We start from the raw sequence: 22527 nt of genomic DNA on the forward strand, positions 1-22527 counted from the left end.
CTGCCGATGGTCGCGGCCGTCGGCGAGCCGATCACCCAGACGCTGTCCGAGCAGGACGGTGCGGTCGTGCGCCGCACCGTCCTGCCCTCGGGCGCCCGGGTGCTGACCGAGGCCATGCCCGGTCAGCGCTCGGTGAGCGTCGGGTGCTGGGTGGGGGTCGGTTCGCGGGACGAGACCCACGGCCACTTCGGCTCGACCCACTTCCTGGAGCACCTGCTCTTCAAGGGGACCGAGCGCCGGGACGCCATGGACATCGCCGCGGCCTTCGACGCCGTGGGCGGGGAGGCCAACGCGGCGACCGGCAAGGAGCACACCGCGTACTTCGCGCGGGTGCTCGACGCCGACGTCCCGATGGCCGTGGACGTGGTGACCGACATGGTCACCTCCGCCGTCCTCGACGAGGACGACTTCTCCAGCGAGCGCGAGGTCATCCTCGAGGAGCTGGCGATGAACGACGACGACCCGGCCGACGTGGTGCACGAGCGGTTCGCCGAACTCGTGCTGGGCTCGCACCCCCTGGCCCGGCCCATCGGCGGCACCCCGGAGACCATCCGGGCCGTCGGGCGCGCCGACGTCTGGGACCACTACCGCGAGCACTACCGGCCCTCGACGCTCGTGTTCACCGCGGCGGGCGGGCTGGACCACGACGAGGTCGTCGACCTCGTCGAGTACGAGATGGCCCGGGCCGCCGGCGACCTGGCCGAGTCGGCCCCGGCCCCGCGCCGGGTGCCGACCGGCGACGCGTCGGGCCTGGAACGCGGACGCACGCTGGTCATCGACCGCAAGACCGAGCAGGCCCACGTCCTGATGGGCTGCACCGGGATCGTCGCCTCCGACGAGCGCCGGTTCACCATGTCGGTGCTGAACACCATCCTCGGCGGCGGGATGAGCAGCCGGTTGTTCCAGGAGATCCGCGAGAAGCGGGGCCTGGCCTACTCGGTGTACTCGTTCAACGCGAACTACGCCGACTCGGGTTACGTCGGGCTCTACGCGGGCTGCTCGCCGGCCAAGGCCGGGCAGGTCGCCGAACTCATGCTGGCCGAGCTGCAGCGCCTCGCCGAGGGCGGGGTCGACCACGAGGAGATGGAGCGCGGGATCGGGCAGCTGTCCGGCGGGCTGGTGCTCGGCCTGGAGGACCCGGGTTCGCGCATGAACCGCCTGGGCAAGTCCGAGCTCAGCCACGGGCGCTTCCTCGACGTCGACGGTGTCCTGGCCGAGGTGCGCGGCGTGACCGCCGAGGAGGTCCAGGAGCTGGCCGTCGACCTCCTCGCCCGTCCCCGCTCGATCGCCGTCGTCGGTCCGTTCTCCGACGACAGCCTGTTCGCCGGGGTCACCCGGTGAGTTCGCCGATCCGCGTCGCCGTCACCGGCGCCCGGGGGCGGATGGGTTCCGAGGCGGTCGCGGCCGTGCAGGCCGCACCCGACCTCGAGCTCGTCGCCGCCCTCGGGCGCGGGGACGACCGCGCCGCCGCGGAGGGGGCCGACGTGCTCGTCGACCTCACCGTCCCCGACCAGGTGATGGACAACCTGGAATGGGCGCTGGCCCGGGGGATGCACGTCGTCACCGGGACGACCGGGTGGACCGAGGAACGGTTGGCGCAGCTGGGTTCCTGGCAGGCCGCCTCGCGCCGTCCCGACGGTCGCCCGGCCAACGTCCTGGTGGCCACGAACTTCGGTCTCGGCCCGGTGCTCATCATGGTGCTCGCGGCCAAGGTCGCGAAGTTCTTCGAGAGCGCCGAGATCGTCGAGATGCACCACCCGGCCAAGGTCGACGCGCCGTCCGGGTCTGCGATCCGGACCGCCAAGATCATCGCCGCGGCGCGCGCCGAGGCGGGTCTCGGGCCAGGCCCCGACGCGACCACCCAGGAACTCCCGGGAGCCCGCGGGGCGGTCGTCGACGGCATCCACGTGCACGCGGTGCGCTCGCGCGGGTTGACCGCGCACCAGGAGGTCGTCTTCGGTGGGCCGGGGGAGATCCTGACCCTGCGCGACGACACCTTCGACCGGTCCGCGTACATGCCGGGTCTGCTGATCGGCATCCGTCAGGTGGCCTCCCGCCCCGGGGTGACGGTCGGGCTCGAGCACTACCTCGACCTCGACTGAGTCCGCGTCGAGAACCGCCCAGACCCGCCAGAACCGGACCAGGGGAGCAGGACCGTTGCGCACCAAGGTGATCATCGCGATCTCGGTCGCCGCGCTGCTGTTCTACTTCGTCCTGCTGGGACGCCTCGGCGTCGACCTGATCGCGACCGGCACCTGGGCCGGTGTCCTGCTCGGCGCAGCGGTCATCCTGCTGCCGCTGGTCGGGCTCTGGGCGATCGTCGGTGAACTCCGCTTCGGGCGGGCGACCGAGAAACTCGGCCGGGAACTGGCCGAGAGGGGCGAGCTGCCCGTCGACGACCTGGGCCGCACCGCCTCCGGGCGGATCGACCGCGCCGACGGCCAGGCGCTGTTCGAGAAGACGAAACCCGAGGTCGAGGCCCACCCCGACGATCCGGGCGCCTGGTACCGGTTGGCGATCGCCTACGACGCGGCCGGGGACCGGCGACGGGGTCGCGCCGCCGCCCGCCACGCCGTGAAGCTGCACCGGGCCCGCTGACCCGCGCCCCCCGGACCCGGGGCGTCGCACCAGCCTGCACGCACCCCCGAACACGCCGCCGCCGACACCGTCCGCGGCGGCGTGTCGCGTCCCGCCTGCAGGCTGGTGCGACGCCGGGTCCGGTCGACCGCTCAGCCGGGGGTCCCGACCCCGGCCCGCGCCCCCTCGGCGACCGCGTCGAGCAGCGTGCGGGGGGCCAGGGCGTCGCCGACCCGGCGGACGGTCACGCCCGCGGGCAGGGCGGCGCGCAGCTGCTCCCCGAGGTCGTCGCGGGCCTGGCGGTGCCCGGCCAGGACGAGCAGGTCGATCGCCCCGGCCGGGCGGGCCTGCTCGGACTCGGTGTCGAGGAGCTCCCAGCCCTGCGGGCCCCGCCGGAGCTGGGTCGTGCCCAGCAGCTCCACGCCCCGCTGCTTCAACCGGCGCCGGACGAACCACACCTGGGTCGGATCCACCTTCTCGGCCACCACGGCGAGGTCGGTGGCGATGCGCACCCGCCAGCCCGCCGCGACGAGCGCCTCGGCGGCGGTGGGGGCCACGAATCCGCCTTCGGCGTCGAGCACCAGGGCCTCGGCCCCGTCGCGGACCGGGGGCGGGGTCCGGACCACGTCGTCGGCGTCGGCGACCACGAGCCCCTCGGCGGCGAACGAGGTCGCACGGGGCCGGGACCCGGCGGCCAGGATCACGTGGTCGGGCCGCAGCGCCGCGACGGCGTCCACGGTGGCGGCCGTGCCCGTCCGAACCTCGACCCCGAGCTCCCGCAGCTGCGCGGCCTGCCAGTCCAGCCAGAGCGACCAGCGCTGCCGGCCCTCGCGGACCCCGGCCACGCGGGCCCGCCCCCCGAGCTCTGCGGCGCGCTCGAACAGGACGACGCGGTCGCCCTGCCCCGCGCTGCGCCGGGCGGCCTCCATCCCGGAGGCGCCGCCGCCGACCACGACGACCGTGGGGGCGTCGGGCCGCGGGGGGACGGGGGTGGCGGGGGGTTCGTCGAGGTCGGCCTCGCGGATCGCGGGGTTGACCGAGCACCACATGGGCATGCCCTGGTAGAGCCGCCCGATGCAACCCTCGTTGAGGCTGATGCAGGGGCGCGGGGCCTGCCCGGCCAGCAGTTTCCGGGGCAGGTCGGGGTCGGCGATGATCGCCCGGGTCATGGCGACCAGGCTCACGCCGTCCTCGCGCAGGGCCGCCTCGGCGGTGCCCGCGTCGAGGATGCGCCCGGCGGCCACGACCGGCCGGTCGATCCGGCGCCCGAGGAACCCGGCCAGGGTTCCGTTGGCGTTCTCGGGCACCGCGTCCCCGGGGACGAAGAACGAGGAGCTGCGCTCGGTGGCGCCGGTCCCGCCGGAGACGCTGAGCAGGTCGATCACGCCGTCGGTGTCGATGGCCTCGACGATCTCGGCCAGGTCGTCCGGCCCCAGGCCCGCGGGCAGGTGCTGGTCGGCGGTCATCCGGAAGCCGATCACGAAGCCCGGCCCGGTGGCCTCGCGCACGGCGCTCAGGACCTCCCGCGCGAACCGGGTGCGGTTGGTGAGCGAACCACCGTAGGCGTCGGTGCGGTGGTTGATGGCCGGGTCGAAGAACTGCTCGATCAGGTGCCCGCCGAAGGAGGTGACCTCGGCGCCGTCCCAGCCGAGGTCCTGCAACCGCCGCGCCGAGGCGGCGAAGCGGGCGGCGATGACCGCGAGCTCCGGGGCGGACAGGACGACCGGGACCTCCCGGTGCACGCCCTCGGGCAGATCGGAGGCGCCGCGCAGCGCGACGCCGGAGGTGGTGGAGTTACCGCGCCGACCCATGTGGGTCATCTGGGACATCACGAACGCGCCGTGCTCGTGCACGCCGTCGGCGAGGCGCCGCAGCTCGTCGTCGTTGCGGGGGTCCCACAGGGAGACCGACCCGTAGGAGGCGGCGCTGTCCGGGTCGACCGAGGCCGACCCGAAGGTCATGACCAGACCGACGCCGCCCCGGGCTTTGCGGACGTGGTAGTCGACCTCGGCCGGGGAGAGCAGGCCGCCCGAACCCCACCCCGTCGCGTGCGGGGTCGAGACGATGCGGTTGGGGAGCGTGATCGCCCCGACCGTGACCGGGGAGAACAGCAGGGGCCACCGCGCCGGGTCCGGCGTGGGGGAGGTGGGTGGCATGGGAGCGCTCCAGGTCCGTTCGGGGCAGGGCGGGGCCGGAGGCTGCGGGTGGTCGCGACGGCGGGGCTTCGGCGGATCCGAGCGACCGTGCTTGTCGTACCACGGTGCGATAAGCGGGGTCAAGGGTTCCCGTCGTCGCTCCCCGCGGTGGGGAGAGCCAGGTCGAGGAGAGCGGCCCGGACGCGGGCGGCCTCGGCGGCCCGCACCGGGGCCAGGTCGAAGGCCGCGGCGAACCACCACCCGTCGGCGAGGAACCGGCAGGCCCACGCGGTGCGCTCGTCGGGAGCGGCGGCCGCCAGTGCGGCCTGCCAGCGCCCGAAGTGGTGCCGGGCCCGCGCGGCGGCGCCGGCATCGAGGAGGACCAGCAGCATCAGCAACGCCGCCTTCGGCTCCGGGGCAACGGTTCGGGAGCTCGTTCCGGCACCGGGGAGGACGTAGTCCAGGTAGCTGCGGTGGGCCGGTTCCGGGCCGCCCAGGAGGGCCTCGGTGAACCCGGCCACGAGGGCGTCGACCACCTCGGGCAGGGGGTCGGCCCCGTCGGCGTCCCGGTGCTCGGCCCCGTCCCCGGGGTCGTCCCCGTCCGGCGGGAGGGCCGCCCGCAGCGTCGTCCGCAACGCCTCGACGTCGAGCGCGGCGAGCGCCTCCTGCCACACGGAACCCCAGTCGGCCACGGACCGCTCCCGTCATGATTCATCGAACCGAAACATCGGAATGCTTGCGTCTATCGTGCAGTCGAACGATTATGGAACACGAGCCGCCTCGGCGGGCGGCCCCGGACTGTGCTGCGGACCCCGCTCCTCCCCACCCTCGCCTTCCTCCCGACTGGAGAACTCCCGATGTCCCACGGTTCCTCGCCCGTCGTCGACCCGACCCGGCTGTCCCGACGCTCCGCCCTGCTCGCCGGGCTCGGCCTCACCGCGGCCCCCGTGCTGCTGGGCGGCTGCGGCGGCGGGTCCGAGGGGGGTTCGGGCGGGGGGGCCACGGGTCCCGCCGCGAGCGGAGGGGTCCTGCGCGCCGCTCGTCCGCTGCCCTCGACCTCGGAGTCGCTCGACCCGGCCTCGTCGCTGTGCGCCTACGAGTACCTGGGTGCCCTCTACAACCGCCTCGTGAAGCAGGCCCCCGACGGCACCCTGGCGCCGGACCTGGCGACCGAGTGGACCGGCAGCGCCGACGCCAAGCAGTGGACCTTCACGCTGCGCGACGGGGTCACCTTCCACGACGGCAAGGCGTTCACCTCCGCCGACGCGGCCTACACGTTGAACCACATCCTCGACCCGGCCACGGACTCGCCCCAGGCGGCCGTGCTGTCGGACTTCCTCGACGCCGCGGGCATCACGACTCCCGACGCGACGACGCTGGTCCTCGACCTCTCCCAGCCGAACGCCGAGTTCCCCAGCCTGCTGGTCAACTACAACTGCTACGTCATCCAGGACAACTCCGCCGCCACCGTCGGCTCGAAGGGGGTCGGCACCGGCCCGTTCAAGCTGGAGAGCTTCGTCCCCGGGGGCAAGGGTGTCGTCACCGCGTACGCTGACCACTTCGGCGGCGCCCCCAAGCTCGACCGCATCGAGTTCAGCGCCATCGCCGACACCCAGGCCCGGGTCAACGCCCTGCTGGGCGGCCAGGTCGACATCGCGATGCAGACCAACCTGGACGTGGCGACGGCGAAGACCGTAGCGGCGAACCCCACGACGACCACCGCGGTCGTCAAGGCGGCCACCTGGTACGTGATGCCGATGCTGTTCACCGCCGCCCCGTTCCAGGACGTGAACGTGCGCAAGGCGTTCAAGCTGGCCTACGACCCGACCGAGCTGATGGCCCTCGCGGTCGGCGGCCAGGGCACGGTCGCCCACGACAACCCGGTTCCCCCGACCGACCCGAACTGGCTGGACTACTCCGTCGAGAAGGACCCCGAGCAGGCGAAGTCCCTGCTGGCCAAGGCCGGGTTCTCGGGGCCGCAGGCAATGTTCACCTCCACCGTCGACCCGGTCCTCAGCCCGCTGGCCCAGGCCTACCAGGGCAGCGTCAAGGCCGCCGGCCTCGGCATCGAGGTCCAGACGGCCGCGGCGGACTCCTACTACACCGATGTCTGGATGAAGCAGCCGTTCATGACCTCCTACTGGTACACCGGCCGTCCGGTCGACCAGCTGCTGAACCAGATCTTCCGCTCCGGGGCCAGCTACAACGAGAGCATGTGGTCCAACGCCCAGTTCGACGGCCTGCTGGACGCGGCCCGCGCCGAGATGGACGACACCAAGCGCCGCACCCTCTACCAGGACGCGCAGAAGCTCGTCGTGGACGAGGGCTCGACGATCTCGCCGTTCTTCGCCGACCGGGTGACGGGCCTGTCCCGCAAGGTCGCCGGGTACTCCGAGTACGGGTTCGAGTTCGACTACGTCAACATCGGGTTGTCGGCCTGACATGGTGCTGACCCGGTTCCTCCTGCGCCGCCTCGGTCTGGGCGTGCTCACGATCCTGCTGGCCAGCGTGCTGGTCTTCGCGGCGCTGCAGGCCCTGCCCGGTGACGTCGCCGGGCAGATCCTCGGTCGGTTCTCCTCCCCGGAGGCCCGGGCCGCGCTGACCGCGACGCTGAACCTGGACCAACCCCCGGTGCAGCGGTACCTGAGCTGGCTGGGCGGGGCGGTGCAGGGGGACTTCGGGACCTCGCTGGCCGACGGTCGACCCGTGGTCGACGTCGTGTGGACCTACCTGCGCAACTCGTTGCTGATCGCGGCGGTCGGGGCGGTCCTCGGGATCGCCCTGGCCTTCCTGCTCGGGATCGTGGCCGGGACGTTCCGGGAGAAGCTGCCCGACAACGTCATCTCGGTGGTCTCGCTGGTCGGGATGAGTGTCCCCGAGTACACGGTCGCCACGCTGCTGGTGCTGCTGCTGTCGGTGTCGATCCCGTTGTTCCCCGCGGTCGTCACCGCGGGGCCCACCGCCTCGCTCTCCGAGCTGCTGCCGGCCGTGTGGTTGCCGGGGTTCGCGCTGGCGGTGGTCATGGCCGCCTACGTCGTCCGGATCACCCGTTCCAGCGTCATCGACGTGCTCGCCTCCGACTTCGCGGTGCACGCCCGGCTGCGGGGGTTGAGCACCCCGCGGATCCTGGTGCACCACGTCCTGCCCAGCGCGATCCTGCCCACCCTCAACGTCGTGGCGGTCAACATGGCCTGGTTGTTCGGCGGGGTGGTCGTCGTCGAGGCGGTCTTCAACTACCCGGGGCTGGGAACGCTGGTGCTGCAGTCGGTCTCCAACCGCGACCTGCCCGTCCTGCAGCTCGTCGCGATCATCGGGGCGGTCGCCTACGTGCTCTGCAACCTGCTGGCCGACCTCGGGGCCCTGGCCCTCAACCCGCGCCTGCGCACCCCCGCCGGAGGACACTGATGAGTTCCCCCCTCGACGCCCCGGTGCTGCCGACCGCACCGGCCGCGCCGGTCCGCAGCCCCGTCCTCGGACCGGTCGTCCGCGGCGTGCTGCGCTCCCCGCAGACGCTGCTCGGGCTGACCCTCGTCGTGGTGCACGTCGTCCTCGCCCTGCTGGCGCCGCTCGTCGCGCCCTTCGACCCGGTGACCAACGACGCCACCTCCATCCTGCTGGGCCCCGGTGACGGGCACCTGCTCGGCACCGACCAGCTGGGCCGCGACATCCTCAGCCGGGTCCTCTACGGGGGCCGCTACTCCCTGCCGCTGGCCGTGGTGGCCGCCGTGGTGACGGTCGGGATCGGAACCGTCCTCGGCTGCCTCGCGGCCTGCCACCGCGGTGCGTTCGACGAGATCCTCATGCGGATCGTCGACGCGGTCCTGTCCGTGCCGAGCATCCTCGCGCTGCTCGTCGTGGTCTCGATGTTCGGCGCCGGCGGGCCGGTCATCGTCCTGGCCGCCGTCGTCATCTACAGCCCCGCGGTCGTCCGCGTGCTGCGGGCCGCCGCGCTGCAGGTGGTCCCGCTGGACTACGTGACCGCGGCCCGGGCCCGCGGAGAGGGGACGTTCGCGGTGATCCGCCGCGAGATCCTGCCCAACGTGGTCGACGTCGTCTTCGTAGAACTCGCGATGCGGGCCTCGTTCGTGCTGCTGCTGGTCTCGTCGTTGTCCTTCCTCGGGTTCGGTGCGAACCCGCCCACGCCGGACTGGGGTCTCATGGTGTCGGAGAACCGGACGTTGCTCGCCGTCCTGCCCTGGGGCACGGTCGGCCCGATCGTGGCCCTGGCCACGCTCATCATCGGTTTCAACCTCACCGCCGACGGCCTCGCCAAGATCCGCGGCGTGGACCGCACCCTGGTGGGTGTGTGATGAGCGCTCTCGTCGAGGTGAGCGGGTTCACCGTCACCCACGCGTCCGCAGCCGGACCGGTGCCCATCCTCAGCGCCGTGGACCTGACCGTCGCGGCCGGGGAGTCGGTCGCGGTCATCGGGGAGTCGGGGTCGGGCAAGTCGACCCTGGCGCTGGCCCTCGCGGGTTTCCTGCGCCCCGGCCTGCGGGTGCATTCCGGCAGCGTCCGGGTGGGCGGGACCGACGTGTTCGCCGCCACCGATGCCGAGCGTCGCCGGTTGCGGCGCAACCGGATCTCCGTGGTCCCGCAGAACGCCGGGGCGGCCCTGACCCCGACCCTGCGCATCGGCGCGCAGCTCGCCGAGGCGCTCTCGGACCCGGTCCGGCCCCGCGATCCGAAGGTCCGGTCGGAGGCGGTCCGCCTCCTCGGGCAGGTCCGGTTGCCGCGCCCGGAGGAGATCGTCGACCGCTACCCCCACGAACTCTCCGGCGGGCAGCAGCAGCGGGTCGGCATCGCGCTGGCCCTCGCCGGCCGGCCGGACCTGGTCATCCTCGACGAACCCACGACCGGGCTCGACGTCGTCACCCAGGCCGCCATCCTGGACCTGCTGGCGCAGCTGCGCTCGGAACTGGGTTTCGCCTCGCTGCTGGTGAGCCACGACCTCGGCGTGGTGGCCGCGACCACCGACCGCACCTCCGTCCTGCACCAGGGCCGGGTCCTGGAGTCCGGGCCGACCGAGGAGGTGCTGCGCACCCCGGCCCACCCCTACACGCGGGCCCTGCTCTCGGCCATCCCGCGTCTGCACCGTCCGGGTTTGCCCGTGGGGCTGCCCGGTGCGGTCGAGGCGCCCGCGGCGCTCGCCCCGGGGGCCGACGCCGCCCCGGCGATGACCGTCGGCGAGCTCGCCGACTACGACGCGCTGGCCGAGGAGTCGCGGGCGGGCTTCCGCCCGGCCGGAACCTTCACCGAGTTCGGGGCCACCGTCCTGGAGGTCGAGGACCTCGAGATCGACCACCGCCCGCGGACCCGTCGGCACGGCACCGGACCGACGGTCGCCGGGGTCTCCTTCCGCATCCGGCAGGGTGAGATCGTGGCCCTGGTGGGGGAGAGCGGATCGGGCAAGTCCAGCATCGCCTCGGCGGTGGCCGGTCTGGTCCCCCCGAGCGCCGGCCGCATCACGATGCACGCGAGCGACGGGACGAGCGAGGACCTGCTCGTCGGGGTCCGTCGCCGCTCGCGCGGGCTGCGGCGCCGGGTCCAGATGGTGTTCCAGAACGCCGACACCACGCTCAACCCCCGCCGGACCGTGGCCGACGCCGTGGACCGCCCGCTGCGGCTGTTCGGCGCGTTGCGCGGGGCGGCGTTGCGGCAGGAACGGCAGCGGTTGCTCACCGGGGTGGGTCTGCGGGCCGGACTCGCCGACCGCCTGCCCGGACAGCTCTCCGGCGGTCAGCGGCAGCGGGTCGGGATCGCACGGGCGCTCGCCCCGGACCCCGAGCTCGTGCTGGCCGATGAGGTCGTCTCCGCCCTCGACGTGTCGGTGCAGGCCTCGGTCCTGCGCCTCGTCGACGACACCCGCCGCGACCAGCGACTGGCCTACCTGTTCATCGGGCACGACCTCGCCGTCGTCCGCGGTCTGGCGGACCGGGTGATCGTGCTGGACAAGGGCCGGGTCGTCGAGGACGGGCCCGTCGAGGCCGTCTTCGGCGGGCGGAACCATCCGGTGACCGCGGCCCTCCTGGCCGCGGTCCTGGAACCCGACCCGGACCACGCGGGCCCCTCGGACCCGGAGGCCGTCACGTTCACGCTGCCCGAGGGCCTGGAGTTCGCCGTGATCGGCGACGACCGGGTCGACCACGGCGAGGAGGTCTGGGTGGAACCCGCTCCCGGGCACCGGCTCCGCTGCCGCCGCGTCGAGGCCCGCCGTCCGAGCACCACCACCGTCTGAGGACCGAGGAAGGGCCACCAGGGTGCAGCACCCCACGACGTACCCCCACGAGACCACCCGGCTCCGGCACGTCCTGATCCCGATGCGCGACGGCACCCGGCTCTCGGCCGACGTCTGGCTCCCGGTCGACGCGACCGAGAACCCGGTCCCGGCGCTGCTGGAGTACCTGCCCTACCGCAAGGGGGACCGAACGGCCGTCCGCGACGCCCAGCGCCACCCCTGGTACGCCGGGCACGGGTACGCCTCGGTACGGGTCGACCTGCGCGGCTCGGGGGACTCCGAGGGGGTCATGCTCGACGAGTACGCCGAGATCGAGCTGGCCGACGGCGAGGAGGTCATCGCCTGGCTGGCCGCACAAGCCTGGTGCTCGGGGTCGGTCGGCATGTTCGGGATCTCGTGGGGGGGTTTCAACTCCCTGCAGCTCGCCGCGCGTCGCCCGCCGGCCCTCAAGGCGATCGTCACGGTGTGCTCCAGCGACGACCGGTACAACGACGACGTCCACTACTTCGGCGGGGCGCTGCTCTCGATCGACATGCTCGCCTGGGCCGTCACGATGCTGGCGTTCACCGCCCGGCCGCCGGACCCGGACCGGTGGGGGCCGGCGTGGCGGGAACTCTGGGAGACCCGGCTGGACGCGCTGGAACCGTTCCTGGACATCTGGTTGGACCACCAGGAGCGCGACGCCTACTGGCGCCGCGGGAGCGTGGGGGAGGACTACCCCGCGATCGAGGCCGCGGTGCTCGCGGTCGGTGGATGGGCCGACCCCTACCGCACCACCGTGCTGCGCCTGCTGGAGAACTTCCCCGGTCCGGTCCGCGGGATCGTCGGTCCCTGGCCGCACCAGTACCCCGACATCGAGAGCCCGCCCGGGCCGGCCATCGGTTTCCTGCAGGAGAGCCTGCGCTGGTGGGACCGCTGGCTCAAGGGGATCGAGAACGGGGTGGAGGCCGAACCCGCGCTGCGCAGCTGGATGCAGGAGTCGGTGCCCCCGGCCACCGGCTACGTCGAGCACCCGGGACGCTGGCTCGGTGAACCGTCCTGGCCCTCCCCGAACGTCGAGGGCCGGCGAATCCCTCTGACGAGGTGGCGCACGGCGGCCCCGGTCGACGCGGACGGGGAGATCCTCGTGCACTCCCCGCTGCACACCGGGATCGACGCGGGTCGGTACTTCCCCTACGGCAACGTCGCGGACCTGCCCCCGGACCAGCGCGAGGAGGACGGCCGCTCGGTCACCTTCGACCTCGACGTCACCGACCGCCTCGAGATCCTCGGGGTCCCCGTCCTGCACCTGGCGGTGCGCGCCGACGCCGCGGCGAACCTCGCCGTGCGGGTGTGCGACGTCGCCCCCGACGGTTCCTCGACCCTGGTGACCCGCGGGGTCCTGAACCTGCTCAAGCGCGACGGCATGGACCGCACCTCCCCGGTGACCCCCGGCGAGCTGATGACCGTGGCCGTTCCGCTGCAGGCGATCGCGTGGGCGTTCCCGCCCGGTCACCGGGTCCGCGTCGCGGTGTCCACGTCCTACTTCCCGTGGGTCTGGCCGAGCCGCGAGGACCCGCCCGTGCGGCTGGTCGTGGCCGACGGCGCGGTGGAGCTCCCCGTGCGCACCCCCGCGTCGCCGGAACCCGGGGTCGGTTTCGCCCCGGCGGAACAGGCCGAACCCCTGCCGGTCACCGTCACCCCCGGCGGCACCGGCCCGGAACGTCGCGTCACGGTCGAACCCCAGGACGGACGCTGGACCCTGCAGGTGGACCCGAACTACGCTGCGGCCCTGCACTTCCCCGACGGGTTGACCTACCAGGAGAACGCGCTGGAGACCTACACCGTCCGCGACGGCGACCCGGGTTCGGCCGAGGCGGCGAGCTCCTGGCGGGTCCGGATGGAACGGGAGGGCTGGACCGTGGAGTTCGAGGCGACGGGACGGCTCACGGCCACGGCCACCCACTTCGTCACCGAGCACACGCTGCTCGCCCGCTGCGACGGCGAGGTCGTCCGCGACCGGTCCTGGCGGCGCGAGATCCTCCGGACCTCGACGTGAGCGCCCTCCCGGCCCCCGAGGCCGTGCCCACGCCGTCCTCAGGCCGCGCTCCGGCCCGGCCGGTGCGCCGCCGGATGGCGCCCGACGAGCGCCGCGAGGACATCGTGCAGACGGCCCGCGGCGTGTTCGCCCGTCAGGGGTTGTCCCAGACCGGGGTCCGCGACATCGCTGCCGCCGCGGGGGTGTCCGTCGGTACGGTGACCTACCACTTCACCGGCATCGCGGAGATCCTCGCCGAGGTCATCACGCTGGAGACCAGCGAGGTGTACGCGGGCGACGTCGTGGCCACCTCGCGGCAGGCCGAGAACGGTCGCGCCCAGCTGGAGTCCTACGCCGACCTGCTGCTGTCCGGGACCCGCCGGATGCGCGAGCACTGGTGGTTGTGGTTCGATTTCTGGACCCTGTCGGCCCGCGAACCCCGGTACGCCCGCTGGCGCGCGGAGCACTACAAGCAGTGGCGCGACGAGGTCGCCTCCGCGTTCCGGCGCGGGGCCGAGGACGGGTCGCTGCCCCGCGCGGCCCTCCCCGGCACCGACGTCGCGGCGGCGGTGAGCAGTTTCATCGCCCTGGTCGACGGGCTGGTGGTCCAGGCCTACCTGCCGCTCGGGACCATCACCCCGAAGCGGGCGCGCGAGATCCTGCGGGAGCACGTGGCGGCCGCGGCCGGCGGGTGAGCGGCGCCGGTCGTCAGTCCGGCAGCAGGGCGGTCAGACGGTCCTGCGCAGCCGCCGGCGACCAGCCCTGGGACCGGACCCAGTCGTCGTCGAGGTAGGTGTCGAGGTAGCGGTCGCCCGCGTCGCAGATGAGCGTGACGACGCTGCCGGTCTCCCCGGCCCGGCGCATCCGCGCGACGACGGTGAGGGCGGCGACGAGGTTCGTCCCGGTGGAGGCCCCGGCCCGGATCCCGCAGCGCTCGTGCAGCATCCGCATCGCGGCGACCGACTCCGCGTCGGGAACGGTCAGCACGTCGTCGATCACCCCGGGCACGAAACTCGGTTCGACCCGGGGCCGGCCGATCCCCTCGATCCGTGACCCCGGCCCGGTCAGGGTCCGCGAACCGGTGCGCCAGGCCTCGGCGAACACGGACCCCTCGGGGTCGGCGACGAGCAGCCGGGTCGGGTACCGGCGGTAGCGGCAGAAGCGGCCGATGGTCGCACTGGTCCCCCCGGTGCCGGCGCCCACCACGATCCAGGCCGGGACGGGGTGCTGCTCCAGCGCCATCTGACGGAAGATCGACTCGGCGATGTTGTTGTTGCCCCGCCAGTCGGTGACGGTCGAGGCGGTCGCGAACTGGTCGAAGTAGTGCCACCCGGGCCGGGAACCGAACTCCTCGGCCACGGCGTACACGCCGCCCGGGTCCTCGACGGGGTGGACGCGACCCCCGTGCCGACGGATCAGGTCGAGCTTGGCGGGGGACGTGCGGGCCGGGACGACCGCCGTGAACCCCAGGCCCAGCATCCGGGCGAAGTACGCCTCGGACACCGCCGTCGAACCGCTGGAGGCCTCCACCAGTTCGGTCCCGGGACCGATGTCACCGTTGGTCAGCCCGAACAGGAACAGCGACCGCGCGAGGCGGTGCTTGAGCGATCCCGTGGGGTGCGTCGACTCGTCCTTGAGGTAGAGCTGGATCCCGTGCTCCTCCGGCAGCGGGAACACCCGCAGGTGCGTGTCGGCGCTGCGGTTGCCGTCGGCCTCGACCCGACGGACGGCCTCCTCGACCCAGGCCCGGTGGACGTCCCGGGTCACGCCGGACCCCCGGCACCCGGCGCCGTGCCGGCGACCTCGGCCGCGGCGGTCTGCGCGAGCAACCGGACCGCGGCGTTGCCGGCCCCGAAACCCCGGTACCCCCCGATCCGCTGCACGACCTCCAGGAACAGGTCGGGACCGAGGTTGGCCGTGAAGAAGTGCAGCAGCTCCCCGTGCTCGTCGACGTCGTAGAGCACCGAGTTCTCCCGCAGCCGGGCCAGGGTGCCCGGGTCGAGCACCCCGCGGGCCTCGAGGTCGTCGTAGTAGTTCCCGGGCACGTCGAGCACCCGCCCCCCGCGGGAGCGGAACTCCGCCGCCGCGGCGACCGCGTCCGAACTCACCAGGGCCAGGTGCCCACCGCCCCCGGTGCGCCCGCGCAGCAACGCGTTCGACGGCGCCACGTTCAGCACCAGCCGCACCCCGCCGCCCTCGTCCGCGACCGGGGGGAGCAGGGCCCGGCTGCGGACCAGGCCGTCCGGTCCGGCGATGTCGACCACGGCGGTCGGCTGCAGGTCCAGCACCGCGGACAGGAAGAGGGCGGCGCGGTCGAAACCCCCGAACCCCTGGGGGAGGGCGATGTGGTCGACCCCGCCGAACACCAGGGCCGCCGGCCGTTCCGCGGCCACCTCGGCGTCGGCCGCGCACAGCGGGAAGAAGTCCTGCAGCCAGGAGTTCTCCAGGTCGCAGAACTGCAGCCACGTCCCGTCCGGCGCGGTGACCGAGGGGATGTCGACCTCGCCCGGCCCCACCGACCGGGTCACGACCGGGGCGAGCAGGCCCCGCGCCCGCGCCGCGGCCGCTCCGGGCTCGGGGACGCGCAGCCCGAGCGACGTCAACCGGGCCCCGCCGGTGCCGCGAGCGTTCACCACGACGCGCACGGACCCGCTGCGCCACAGCGTGATCGGACCGGACTGGTGCTGACCCTCCTGGTAGAACCCCAGCTGCTCCAGGGTGCGCCGGGCGCCGTCGGCGGCCGCGCCCGGCGCCCCGCCGATCTCCGCGAAGGCCCAGTGCAGCGGACGCGGCGGGGTGGGCAGCGCCACAGCGGTCCCCGCCTCGCCCGTGCTGCGGTCCACCCCCTCGGCCAGGTGGCGCAGCGAGCGCATCGCGTCCAGGGCCGTCGCGCGCGGGTCGGACTGGCGGAAGACGTCGTTGAACACCTCCAGCGACAACGGCCCGGTGTACCCGGCGGCCAGGACGGCGTCGACGAACCCCACCAGGTCGAAACCCCCCTGCCCGGGGAACAGCCGGTGGTGCCGGGACCAGGGGAGCACGTCCATGCTCAGCCGGGGAGCGTCGGCCAGCTGCAGGAAGAGCAGTTCCTCGGCGCGGGCCCAGCCCAGCCCGCCGGGGTCGTCGCCGCGGGAGAGCACGTGGAAGGAGTCCAGGCACACCCCGACGTTCGGGTGCGCGGCGCGCCGGGCCACCCGCAGGGAGTGCCGGTAGTCCTTGACGTGGGTGCCCCAGGCCAGCGCCTCGTAGGCCAGGCGGACCCCCTGCTCGGCCGCGACGGCACCCAGGGCGTGCAGCTGCTCGGCCAGCCGGTCGTCCTCGCGCACGGCGTGCGGATGGACCGAGGAGCACACCAGGACCAGGTCGGTCCCCAGTTCCCGGGTCAGCGCCGCCTTGCGGCGCAGCCTCTCCCGGATGACCGGCAACCGGGCCGGGTCGGTGTGGTCGGGGTCGCGGAACGGTTGGTAGAGGGAGGTCCGCAGCCCCGCCCCGGCCACCCGGCGGGCGATCTCGGCCGGCGACGACGGGCAGCCCAGCAGGTCGGGCTCGAAGATCTCCACCGCGTCGAAACCGGCGGCGGCGGCGGCGTCGATCTTCTCGGGCAGCGTCCCGGACAGGCACACCGTCGCGATCGAGGTCTCGACTCGCTGCGCGGGCACCGCACCACCATGCCAGGGCGCGTTAGCGTGCGCTCGTGCCCCTGCCCGATCGCGCCTTCGCCGCCGTCCTCTTCGACATGGACGGGACCCTCATCGACTCCACGGCGGCCATCGCCCGCAGCTGGACGACCTTCGCGGTCGAGCAGGGCATCACCCGGGAGGTCTTCGCCCAGGCCCACGGGCACGGCCGCCCGGCCCGGGAGATCGTCCGCGACCTCCTGGTGGCCCAGGCCGCGGCCACGGGGGCGGGCGTGGACGACGCCGCGGTGGCCGCCGGCTTCCGGCGGATCACCGACCTCGAGGTGGCCGACGTCGACGACATCGTCCGGCTGCCGGGGGTGGCGGAGGCCCTGTCGGTCCTGCCCGCACCGCGCTGGGCGATCGTCACCTCCTGCGACGACGACCTGGCCGCGGCCCGGATGCGGGCGGCGGGGCTGCCCGCGCCGCAGGTGCTCGTCACCGCCGACTCGGTGCACCGGGGCAAGCCCGACCCGGAGTGCTTCCGGTTGGGGGCCGAGGGCCTCGGTCTGGACCCGGCCGACTGCCTGGTCGTCGAGGACGCCCCGGCCGGGCTGACCGCGGGTCGGGCGGCCGGGGCGGCGACGCTCGCGGTGCGCACGACCCACCCCGAGGGACCCCTGGACGCCGACGAGGTGGTCACGACGCTGGCCGACGTCCGGTTCCGGGTCGAGCCCGACGGGGTCCGGGTCGAGGTGCTCCGCACGGCCCGCTGACGTCCCGCCCGCCCGGGCGCGCGAGCGTCGGGTCACGCACGGCTGTAACGCGGTGCGGCACGACGACGATGACCCGGCAGGACCCAGCCGGTGCCCGGACCCCCGAGCGGGCACCGGCTGGGTCTCCTGCGTCTCGTGGGCCCGGCCGTGGTCCGGTCCCGACGACGGTCCTCGTGACGATCCCGATGACGGTCCCGGTGACGGTCCCGGTGACGGTCCCCTCCGACGGGGCGCGCCGCCGCCGCGGGCGAGCGGTCGGGACGTCGGTGCGCGGCGGTAATCTTCGCCCTATGCCCACGGCTCCCCCCGGACGAACCACCCGCCCCTTCGGGTCCGTGCTGACCGCCATGGTGACCCCCTTCGCCCCCGACGGTTCTCTCGACCTCGACGCGGCGGCGGCGCTCGCCAGCCGTCTGGTCGACGAGGAGGCCCACGACGGCCTGGTCGTCAGCGGGACGACGGGGGAGTCCCCGACCACGTCCGACGCGGAGAAGGACCGTCTGCTGCGGGCGGTGCTCGAGGCGGTCGGCGACCGGGCGGTCGTGGTCGCCGGGGTCGGCAGCAACGACACCGCCCACACCCTGGAGCTGGCCCGCGACGCCGAGAAGGCGGGCGCGCACGGCCTGCTGGTCGTGACCCCGTACTACAACAAGCCGCCGCAGGCGGGTCTCCTGCAGCACTTCCGGGCCGCCGCCGACGCCACCGGCCTGCCCGTCATGCTCTACGACATCCCCGGCCGCTCCGGGGTCCCGATCGAGGTGGAGACCCTGGTCCGGGCCGCCGAGCACCCGCGGATCGTGGCGGTCAAGGACGCCAAGGGCGACCTGTGGGCCACCTCGTGGGCCCTGGCCCGCACCGACCTGGCCTGGTACTCGGGCGAGGACGCGCTGAACCTCGCCCTGCTCAGCCACGGGGCGGCCGGCGTGGTCTCCGTCGTCGGCCACGTCGCCGGACCCGACTACGCCGAGATGGTCGCCGCCGTCGACGCGGGCGACCTGACCCGGGCCCGGGCCGTGCACACCCGCCTGCTCCCCGCCGTGCGCGGGATCATGACCCGCACCCAGGGGGCGATCGCCGTCAAGGCCGCCCTCCAGCTGCGCGGGGCGCTGCCCCACCGCACCACCCGTCCGCCGCTCGTGGACGCGACCGACGCCGAGGTCGAGCTGCTCAGCAGCGAGCTCGCGCTGTCCGGTCTGCTCCCCGCGGGGGTCCCGACCTCGTCCACCCAGCCGAACGCATCCGCGGCCCAGCCGGCCGCCGAAGGAGCTTCATGAGTCACCCGCACCCGGAACTGCCCTCCCCGCCCAAGCTCCCCCGCGGAGGGCTGCGCGTCGTCGGCCTCGGCGGCCTGGGGGAGGTAGGTCGCAACATGACCGTCTTCGAGTTCGGCGGCAAGCTGCTGATCGTCGACTGCGGGGTGCTGTTCCCCGAGGACAACCAGCCCGGGGTCGACCTGATCCTGCCCGACTTCGGCCCCATCGCCGACCGGCTCGACGACGTGGTCGCCCTCGTCCTCACCCACGGCCACGAGGACCACATCGGGGCGGTGCCCTACCTGCTGCGGCGCCGGGCCGACATCCCGATCCTCGGCTCGCAGCTGACGCTGGCCCTGATCGAGGCCAAGCTCAAGGAGCACCGGATCCGCCCGTTCACGATGGCGGTCAAGGAGGGGCAGACCGAGCAGCTCGGCCCGTTCAGCTGCGAGTTCATCGCGGTCAACCACTCCATCCCCGACGCGCTGGCCGTCGCGATCCGCACCGAGGCCGGCCTCGTCCTGCACACCGGTGACTTCAAGATGGACCAGCTCCCGCTGGACGGCCGGATCACCGACCTCAACGCGTTCGCGCGGCTCGGCGACGAGGGCGTGGACCTGTTCTGCGTGGACTCGACCAACGCCGAGGTGCCGGGGTTCACCGCGCCGGAGCGCGACATCGGTCCCGTCCTGGAGCAGCTGTTCGGCCGGGCCGAACGGCGGATCATCGTGGCCTCGTTCGCCTCGCACGTGCACCGCGTCCAGCAGGTCCTGCACGCGGCCGACGCGCACGGGCGCAAGGTGGCCCTGGTCGGACGGTCGATGGTCCGCAACATGGGCATCGCGGCCGACCTCGGCTACCTCGACGTCCCGCCGGGCGTGCTCATCGACCTCAAGCAGATCGACGACCTGCCGGAGGACCGCGTCGTCCTCATGTGCACCGGGTCGCAGGGCGAGCCCATGGCCGCGCTCAGCCGGATGGCCAACCGCGACCACCGGATCTCCATCAACGCGGGCGACACCGTGGTGCTGGCCAGCTCGCTCATCCCGGGCAACGAGAACGCGGTGTTCCGGGTCGTCAACGGGCTCGTCCGCCTCGGTGCCCAGGTCGTGCACCAGCAGTCGGCCAAGATCCACGTCTCGGGTCACGCGAGCGCCGGGGAACTCCTGTACTGCTACAACATCCTCAAGCCCCGCAACGTGATGCCGGTGCATGGCGAGTACCGGCACATGGTCGCCAACCGCGACCTGGCCATCAAGACCGGTGTCCCCGCCGAGCGCGTCGTCGTCGCCGAGGACGGCGTCGTCGTCGACCTGGTGGACGGCAAGGCGTCGATCGTCGGGGCGGTGCCGGTCGGCTACGTCTACGTCGACGGCTCCAGCGTCGGGGAGATCACCGAGGCCGACCTCAAGGACCGCCTGATCCTCGGCGAGGAGGGGTTCATCTCCATCTTCGTCGCGGTCGATTCCGTCACGGGCAAGGTCGTCTCCGGCCCCGAGTTCAACGCCCGCGGGTTCATCGGTGAGGGTGACGACCGGTTCTCCGGCATCAAGGCCAAGGTGACCCAGGCGTTGAACGAGGCCGCGGTGGGGTCGGTCGACACCCACCAGTTGCAGCAGGTGGTGCGTCGTACCGTCGGGACCTGGGTGAGCCAGCGGCACCGTCGTCGTCCGATGATCGTCCCGGTCGTCGTCACCGCCTGACATTTCGTCACTCTCCGAAGGCGTTCTGTCGCATTAGGTCATGGTTTCGGGTGGTCCCCATCGGGGGGCCACCCGAACGCCGCTGTGCTTGCTCTGTGCGCTGATATCGTCACTGCTCCGCCGGGGGGTGGATGCGCACCGTCCGGCCCTCCCGCCCGATCGTCAGCGTCGAGGAGCCAGGGTGACCGATCAGCAGCCGCAGGAACCCTCGGGTGGCCGCCACCGCGCCGCCGCCGCCGCGGGACCCCGTCGCGGGGTCGTCGTCGGCGTCGCCGTGGGCGGGGCGGCCGTCGTCGCCGCGGCCGCGCTGGCGCTGGCCACGCTGGGCGGTTCCCCCGAGGACGACGCGACGTCGGACGGCAGCCGGGTCGCGGCGACGGCCGAGGAGACCGCCGGGCGGGTCACCCCCACCCCGGCGACCGTGACCCCGAGCCCCACCACGACCGCTCCCACCGGCACGCCCACCTCACCGGCCGCCGATCCCGCGACCGATCCCGAACCCGCCGGGACCACCGCCCGCGAGGGGGACCCCAGCCCGGACGACGCCGCGGCGGACCCCGCCCCGCGACCCTCGCGCAGCAGCACGGACTACGCGCCGCAGCCGGTCTCGAACAGCACGCCCCGGCCCGTCCCCACCCGGGCGCCCGAGCCGGCGGCTCCCGCCCCGGCCCCCTCCTACCCGATCCCGGTCGCCTCCGGCGTCCCGGTCCAGGCGCCCCGTCCGAGCACCGCGCCGGCGCAACCCGCGCCGACGACGGCCCCGCCCCCCGCGACCGCGCCCACCACCGCCCCCACCCAGGGGTCGGGGCCCGGCGGGCGCGACGGCCGCGACTGCGACCGTGAGGGCCGCCGCGGCGACGGTGACGGGGACCGCGACGGTCGTCACGACGGGGATCGCGACGGCGATCACGACGGCGATCACGACGGGGGCCACGGCCGAGGCTGACCCCCTCCCCACGACGACCCGGGCGCGCTGCGCCCGGGTCGTCGTCGTTCCGGCTCCCCGTCCCGACCGGCGCAGGGGGACCTTGTGCTCCCTGATCGAGCGCAAGGTCCCCCTGTGCCGCTGATCCACGTGCGAACTCCGGCACCGGGGTCCAGAGTCGGACCCATCGAGGTGGTTCGTCGAGACACGAGCGTTCCGCACGCCCCGCAGGGAGCCGACCCCACCCGGTCCGCCCCGTCCCTCCGGACAGGGCCGTCCATCCTCCCGTCCCGGGCCTCGACCAGTCGCGTCCGACGCTCACGACGACCCCGGAGTTCCTTATGTACCGACACACCCGCGAACTGCAGTTCACCGCGAAACCCAGCAAGCCCGACGCCCTGTTCGCCATGAAGTTCCAGGAACTCCTGGGCGGACAGTTCGGCGAGATGACCGTGATGATGCAGTACCTGTTCCAGGGCTGGAACTGCCGGGTCCCCGGCAAGTACAAGGACATGATCATGGACATCGGGACCGAGGAGATCTCGCACGTCGAGATGCTGACGGTCATGCAGGCCCGACTGCTGGAAGGGGCGCCCGGCGAGGTCACCGCGCAGGCGGTCGCCACCAACCCGGCCCTGGCCGCCGTCCTCGGTGGGCAGAACCCCCAGCACGCGATCGTCTCCGGGGGCGGCGCTCGCCCCACCGACAGCCTCGGGAACCCCTGGAACGCCGGGTACATCGTCGCCAGCGGGAACCTCCTGACAGATTTCCGGTCCAACGCGGCCGCGGAGGGTCAGAGCCGGTTGATGACCAGCCGGATCGCGAACATGACCGACGACCCGGGGGTCAAGGAGATGTTGGCGTTCAACCTGGCGCGCGACACCTACCACCAGCAGCAGTGGCTCTACGGGATCCAGATGCTGGTCGAGGAGGGTTTCGCCGAGGTGGAGATCGAGCACTCCAACGCCGAGCTGGAGAACGACGACGCCGCCCACGTGTTCTACACCGGCACCGACGGGAGCCGGGCGGGGGAGGGGACCTGGGCCACGGGGCCGAGCATCGTCGACGGGAAACCCTTCCGCGCCGAGGAACTCCGCCCGCTCACCGACGACCAGGGGATCCTGCCCGCGCCCGACCCGCTGCAGTTCGTCACCTACGACGGGAACCAGGGACCGGGCAAGCCCGGGAACGCGGCCGGGGCCCGCGCCCAGGGCGCGGAGAACGTCGTCACCAAGGTCAAGGACGCGCTCACCGGGAACGACCACTGATGTCCACCGCATCCCGAA

At 73.6% G+C, this 22527-nt stretch carries 18 protein-coding genes; 14 read left to right on the forward strand and 4 right to left on the reverse strand.

All coding sequences use genetic code 11. The annotated features are described in order from the left end of the window. Positions 1–6 precede the first annotated feature (6 nt). Genes ACFFKU_RS09595 through ACFFKU_RS09605 form a run of 3 tightly spaced genes read left to right on the forward strand, consistent with a single transcriptional unit; the run spans position 7 to position 2598 of the window. Positions 7–1341, forward strand: coding sequence for a M16 family metallopeptidase (locus ACFFKU_RS09595; RefSeq protein WP_380138066.1), 1335 nt, complete (start codon positions 7–9; stop codon positions 1339–1341). Then, positions 1338–2102 (forward strand): 4-hydroxy-tetrahydrodipicolinate reductase, encoded by a 765-nt coding sequence (gene dapB / locus ACFFKU_RS09600; RefSeq protein ID WP_380137470.1) that lies wholly within the window; start codon positions 1338–1340, stop codon positions 2100–2102. The genes ACFFKU_RS09595 and dapB overlap by 4 nt, the downstream gene beginning before the upstream one ends. A 55-nt stretch (positions 2103–2157) precedes the next feature. After that, positions 2158–2598 (forward strand): hypothetical protein, encoded by a 441-nt coding sequence (locus tag ACFFKU_RS09605; protein WP_380137472.1) that lies wholly within the window; start codon positions 2158–2160, stop codon positions 2596–2598. 131 nt (positions 2599–2729) lie between these two features. Here the strand turns inward: ACFFKU_RS09605 and ACFFKU_RS09610 are convergent, their stop codons facing one another. After that, on the reverse strand, positions 2730–4733 hold the full coding sequence (locus tag ACFFKU_RS09610; protein WP_380137473.1) for an oxidoreductase: 2004 nt from the start codon (positions 4731–4733) through the stop codon (positions 2730–2732). A gap of 119 nt (positions 4734–4852) precedes the next feature. After that, positions 4853–5404: a hypothetical protein gene (locus tag ACFFKU_RS09615; RefSeq protein WP_380137475.1), complete on the reverse strand. Its 552-nt coding sequence runs from the start codon at positions 5402–5404 to the stop codon at positions 4853–4855. A 165-nt stretch (positions 5405–5569) separates the two neighbouring features. Between ACFFKU_RS09615 and ACFFKU_RS09620 the strand changes: the two genes are divergently transcribed. From ACFFKU_RS09620 to ACFFKU_RS09645, 6 genes are all read left to right on the forward strand, one after another. Further along, positions 5570–7153, forward strand: coding sequence for an ABC transporter substrate-binding protein (locus ACFFKU_RS09620; protein ID WP_380137477.1), 1584 nt, complete (start codon positions 5570–5572; stop codon positions 7151–7153). A 7-nt stretch (positions 7154–7160) separates the two neighbouring features. Next, entirely contained in the window at positions 7161–8117 is a 957-nt protein-coding gene (locus ACFFKU_RS09625; protein WP_380138068.1) for an ABC transporter permease, read from the forward strand. Further along, complete coding sequence (locus tag ACFFKU_RS09630) at positions 8117–9022, forward strand: ABC transporter permease (RefSeq protein WP_380137479.1); 906 nt, start codon at positions 8117–8119, stop codon at positions 9020–9022. The genes ACFFKU_RS09625 and ACFFKU_RS09630 overlap by 1 nt, the downstream gene beginning before the upstream one ends. Next, positions 9022–10950, forward strand: a complete 1929-nt coding sequence (locus ACFFKU_RS09635; protein WP_380137481.1) for an ABC transporter ATP-binding protein — start codon at positions 9022–9024, stop codon at positions 10948–10950. The genes ACFFKU_RS09630 and ACFFKU_RS09635 overlap by 1 nt, the downstream gene beginning before the upstream one ends. An 82-nt stretch (positions 10951–11032) precedes the next feature. Beyond that, entirely contained in the window at positions 11033–12988 is a 1956-nt protein-coding gene (locus ACFFKU_RS09640; protein ID WP_380138070.1) for a CocE/NonD family hydrolase, read from the forward strand. Beyond that, entirely contained in the window at positions 12985–13662 is a 678-nt protein-coding gene (locus ACFFKU_RS09645; RefSeq protein ID WP_380137483.1) for a TetR/AcrR family transcriptional regulator, read from the forward strand. The genes ACFFKU_RS09640 and ACFFKU_RS09645 overlap by 4 nt, the downstream gene beginning before the upstream one ends. Positions 13663–13675: 13 nt before the next feature. Here ACFFKU_RS09645 and ACFFKU_RS09650 read toward each other — a convergent pair whose 3' ends face one another. Together ACFFKU_RS09650 and ACFFKU_RS09655 are read right to left on the reverse strand one after the other, a co-directional pair. After that, positions 13676–14734, reverse strand: coding sequence for a PLP-dependent cysteine synthase family protein (locus ACFFKU_RS09650; RefSeq protein ID WP_380137485.1), 1059 nt, complete (start codon positions 14732–14734; stop codon positions 13676–13678). Further along, positions 14731–16626 (reverse strand): sugar phosphate isomerase/epimerase and 4-hydroxyphenylpyruvate domain-containing protein, encoded by a 1896-nt coding sequence (locus ACFFKU_RS09655; RefSeq protein WP_380137486.1) that lies wholly within the window; start codon positions 16624–16626, stop codon positions 14731–14733. The genes ACFFKU_RS09650 and ACFFKU_RS09655 overlap by 4 nt, the downstream gene beginning before the upstream one ends. A gap of 35 nt (positions 16627–16661) precedes the next feature. On the opposite strand from ACFFKU_RS09655, the gene ACFFKU_RS09660 reads away from it, so the two are divergent. The 5 genes from ACFFKU_RS09660 (at position 16662) to ACFFKU_RS09680 (ending at position 22509) form a co-directional block, all read left to right on the forward strand. Further along, entirely contained in the window at positions 16662–17360 is a 699-nt protein-coding gene (locus ACFFKU_RS09660) for an HAD-IA family hydrolase (protein WP_380137489.1), read from the forward strand. Positions 17361–17650: 290 nt separating this feature from the next. Continuing rightward, on the forward strand, positions 17651–18634 hold the full coding sequence (dapA, locus tag ACFFKU_RS09665) for a 4-hydroxy-tetrahydrodipicolinate synthase (RefSeq protein ID WP_380137490.1): 984 nt from the start codon (positions 17651–17653) through the stop codon (positions 18632–18634). Then, the gene (locus ACFFKU_RS09670) at positions 18631–20316 is read left to right on the forward strand and encodes a ribonuclease J (RefSeq protein WP_380137492.1); all 1686 of its coding nucleotides are present in this window, start codon (positions 18631–18633) and stop codon (positions 20314–20316) included. The genes dapA and ACFFKU_RS09670 overlap by 4 nt, the downstream gene beginning before the upstream one ends. 181 nt (positions 20317–20497) lie before the next feature. Further along, on the forward strand, positions 20498–21262 hold the full coding sequence (locus tag ACFFKU_RS09675; RefSeq protein ID WP_380137494.1) for a hypothetical protein: 765 nt from the start codon (positions 20498–20500) through the stop codon (positions 21260–21262). Positions 21263–21582: 320 nt separating this feature from the next. Further along, positions 21583–22509 carry a manganese catalase gene (locus ACFFKU_RS09680; protein ID WP_380137495.1) on the forward strand — a complete coding sequence of 309 codons (927 nt, stop codon included), beginning with the start codon at positions 21583–21585 and terminating at the stop codon, positions 22507–22509. The last annotated feature ends 18 nt before the right edge of the window (positions 22510–22527 follow it).

Origin of the sequence: Kineococcus gynurae (assembly GCF_042433995.1) — a bacterium.
Lineage (GTDB): Bacteria > Actinomycetota > Actinomycetes > Actinomycetales > Kineococcaceae > Kineococcus > Kineococcus gynurae.

Excerpts from the sequence above, each read along its gene's own strand:
- ACFFKU_RS09595 (WP_380138066.1), top strand. The coding sequence starts at position 7 with ATGGTCGCGGCCGTCGGCGAGCCGATCACCCAGACGCTGTCCGAGCAG.
- ACFFKU_RS09610 (WP_380137473.1), bottom strand. The coding sequence starts at position 4,733 with ATGCCACCCACCTCCCCCACGCCGGACCCGGCGCGGTGGCCCCTGCTG.
- ACFFKU_RS09620 (WP_380137477.1), top strand. The coding sequence starts at position 5,570 with ATGTCCCACGGTTCCTCGCCCGTCGTCGACCCGACCCGGCTGTCCCGA.
- ACFFKU_RS09630 (WP_380137479.1), top strand. The coding sequence starts at position 8,117 with ATGAGTTCCCCCCTCGACGCCCCGGTGCTGCCGACCGCACCGGCCGCG.
- ACFFKU_RS09635 (WP_380137481.1), top strand. The coding sequence starts at position 9,022 with ATGAGCGCTCTCGTCGAGGTGAGCGGGTTCACCGTCACCCACGCGTCC.
- ACFFKU_RS09640 (WP_380138070.1), top strand. The coding sequence starts at position 11,033 with ATGCGCGACGGCACCCGGCTCTCGGCCGACGTCTGGCTCCCGGTCGAC.
- dapA (WP_380137490.1), top strand. The coding sequence starts at position 17,651 with ATGCCCACGGCTCCCCCCGGACGAACCACCCGCCCCTTCGGGTCCGTG.
- ACFFKU_RS09670 (WP_380137492.1), top strand. The coding sequence starts at position 18,631 with ATGAGTCACCCGCACCCGGAACTGCCCTCCCCGCCCAAGCTCCCCCGC.
- ACFFKU_RS09680 (WP_380137495.1), top strand. The coding sequence starts at position 21,583 with ATGTACCGACACACCCGCGAACTGCAGTTCACCGCGAAACCCAGCAAG.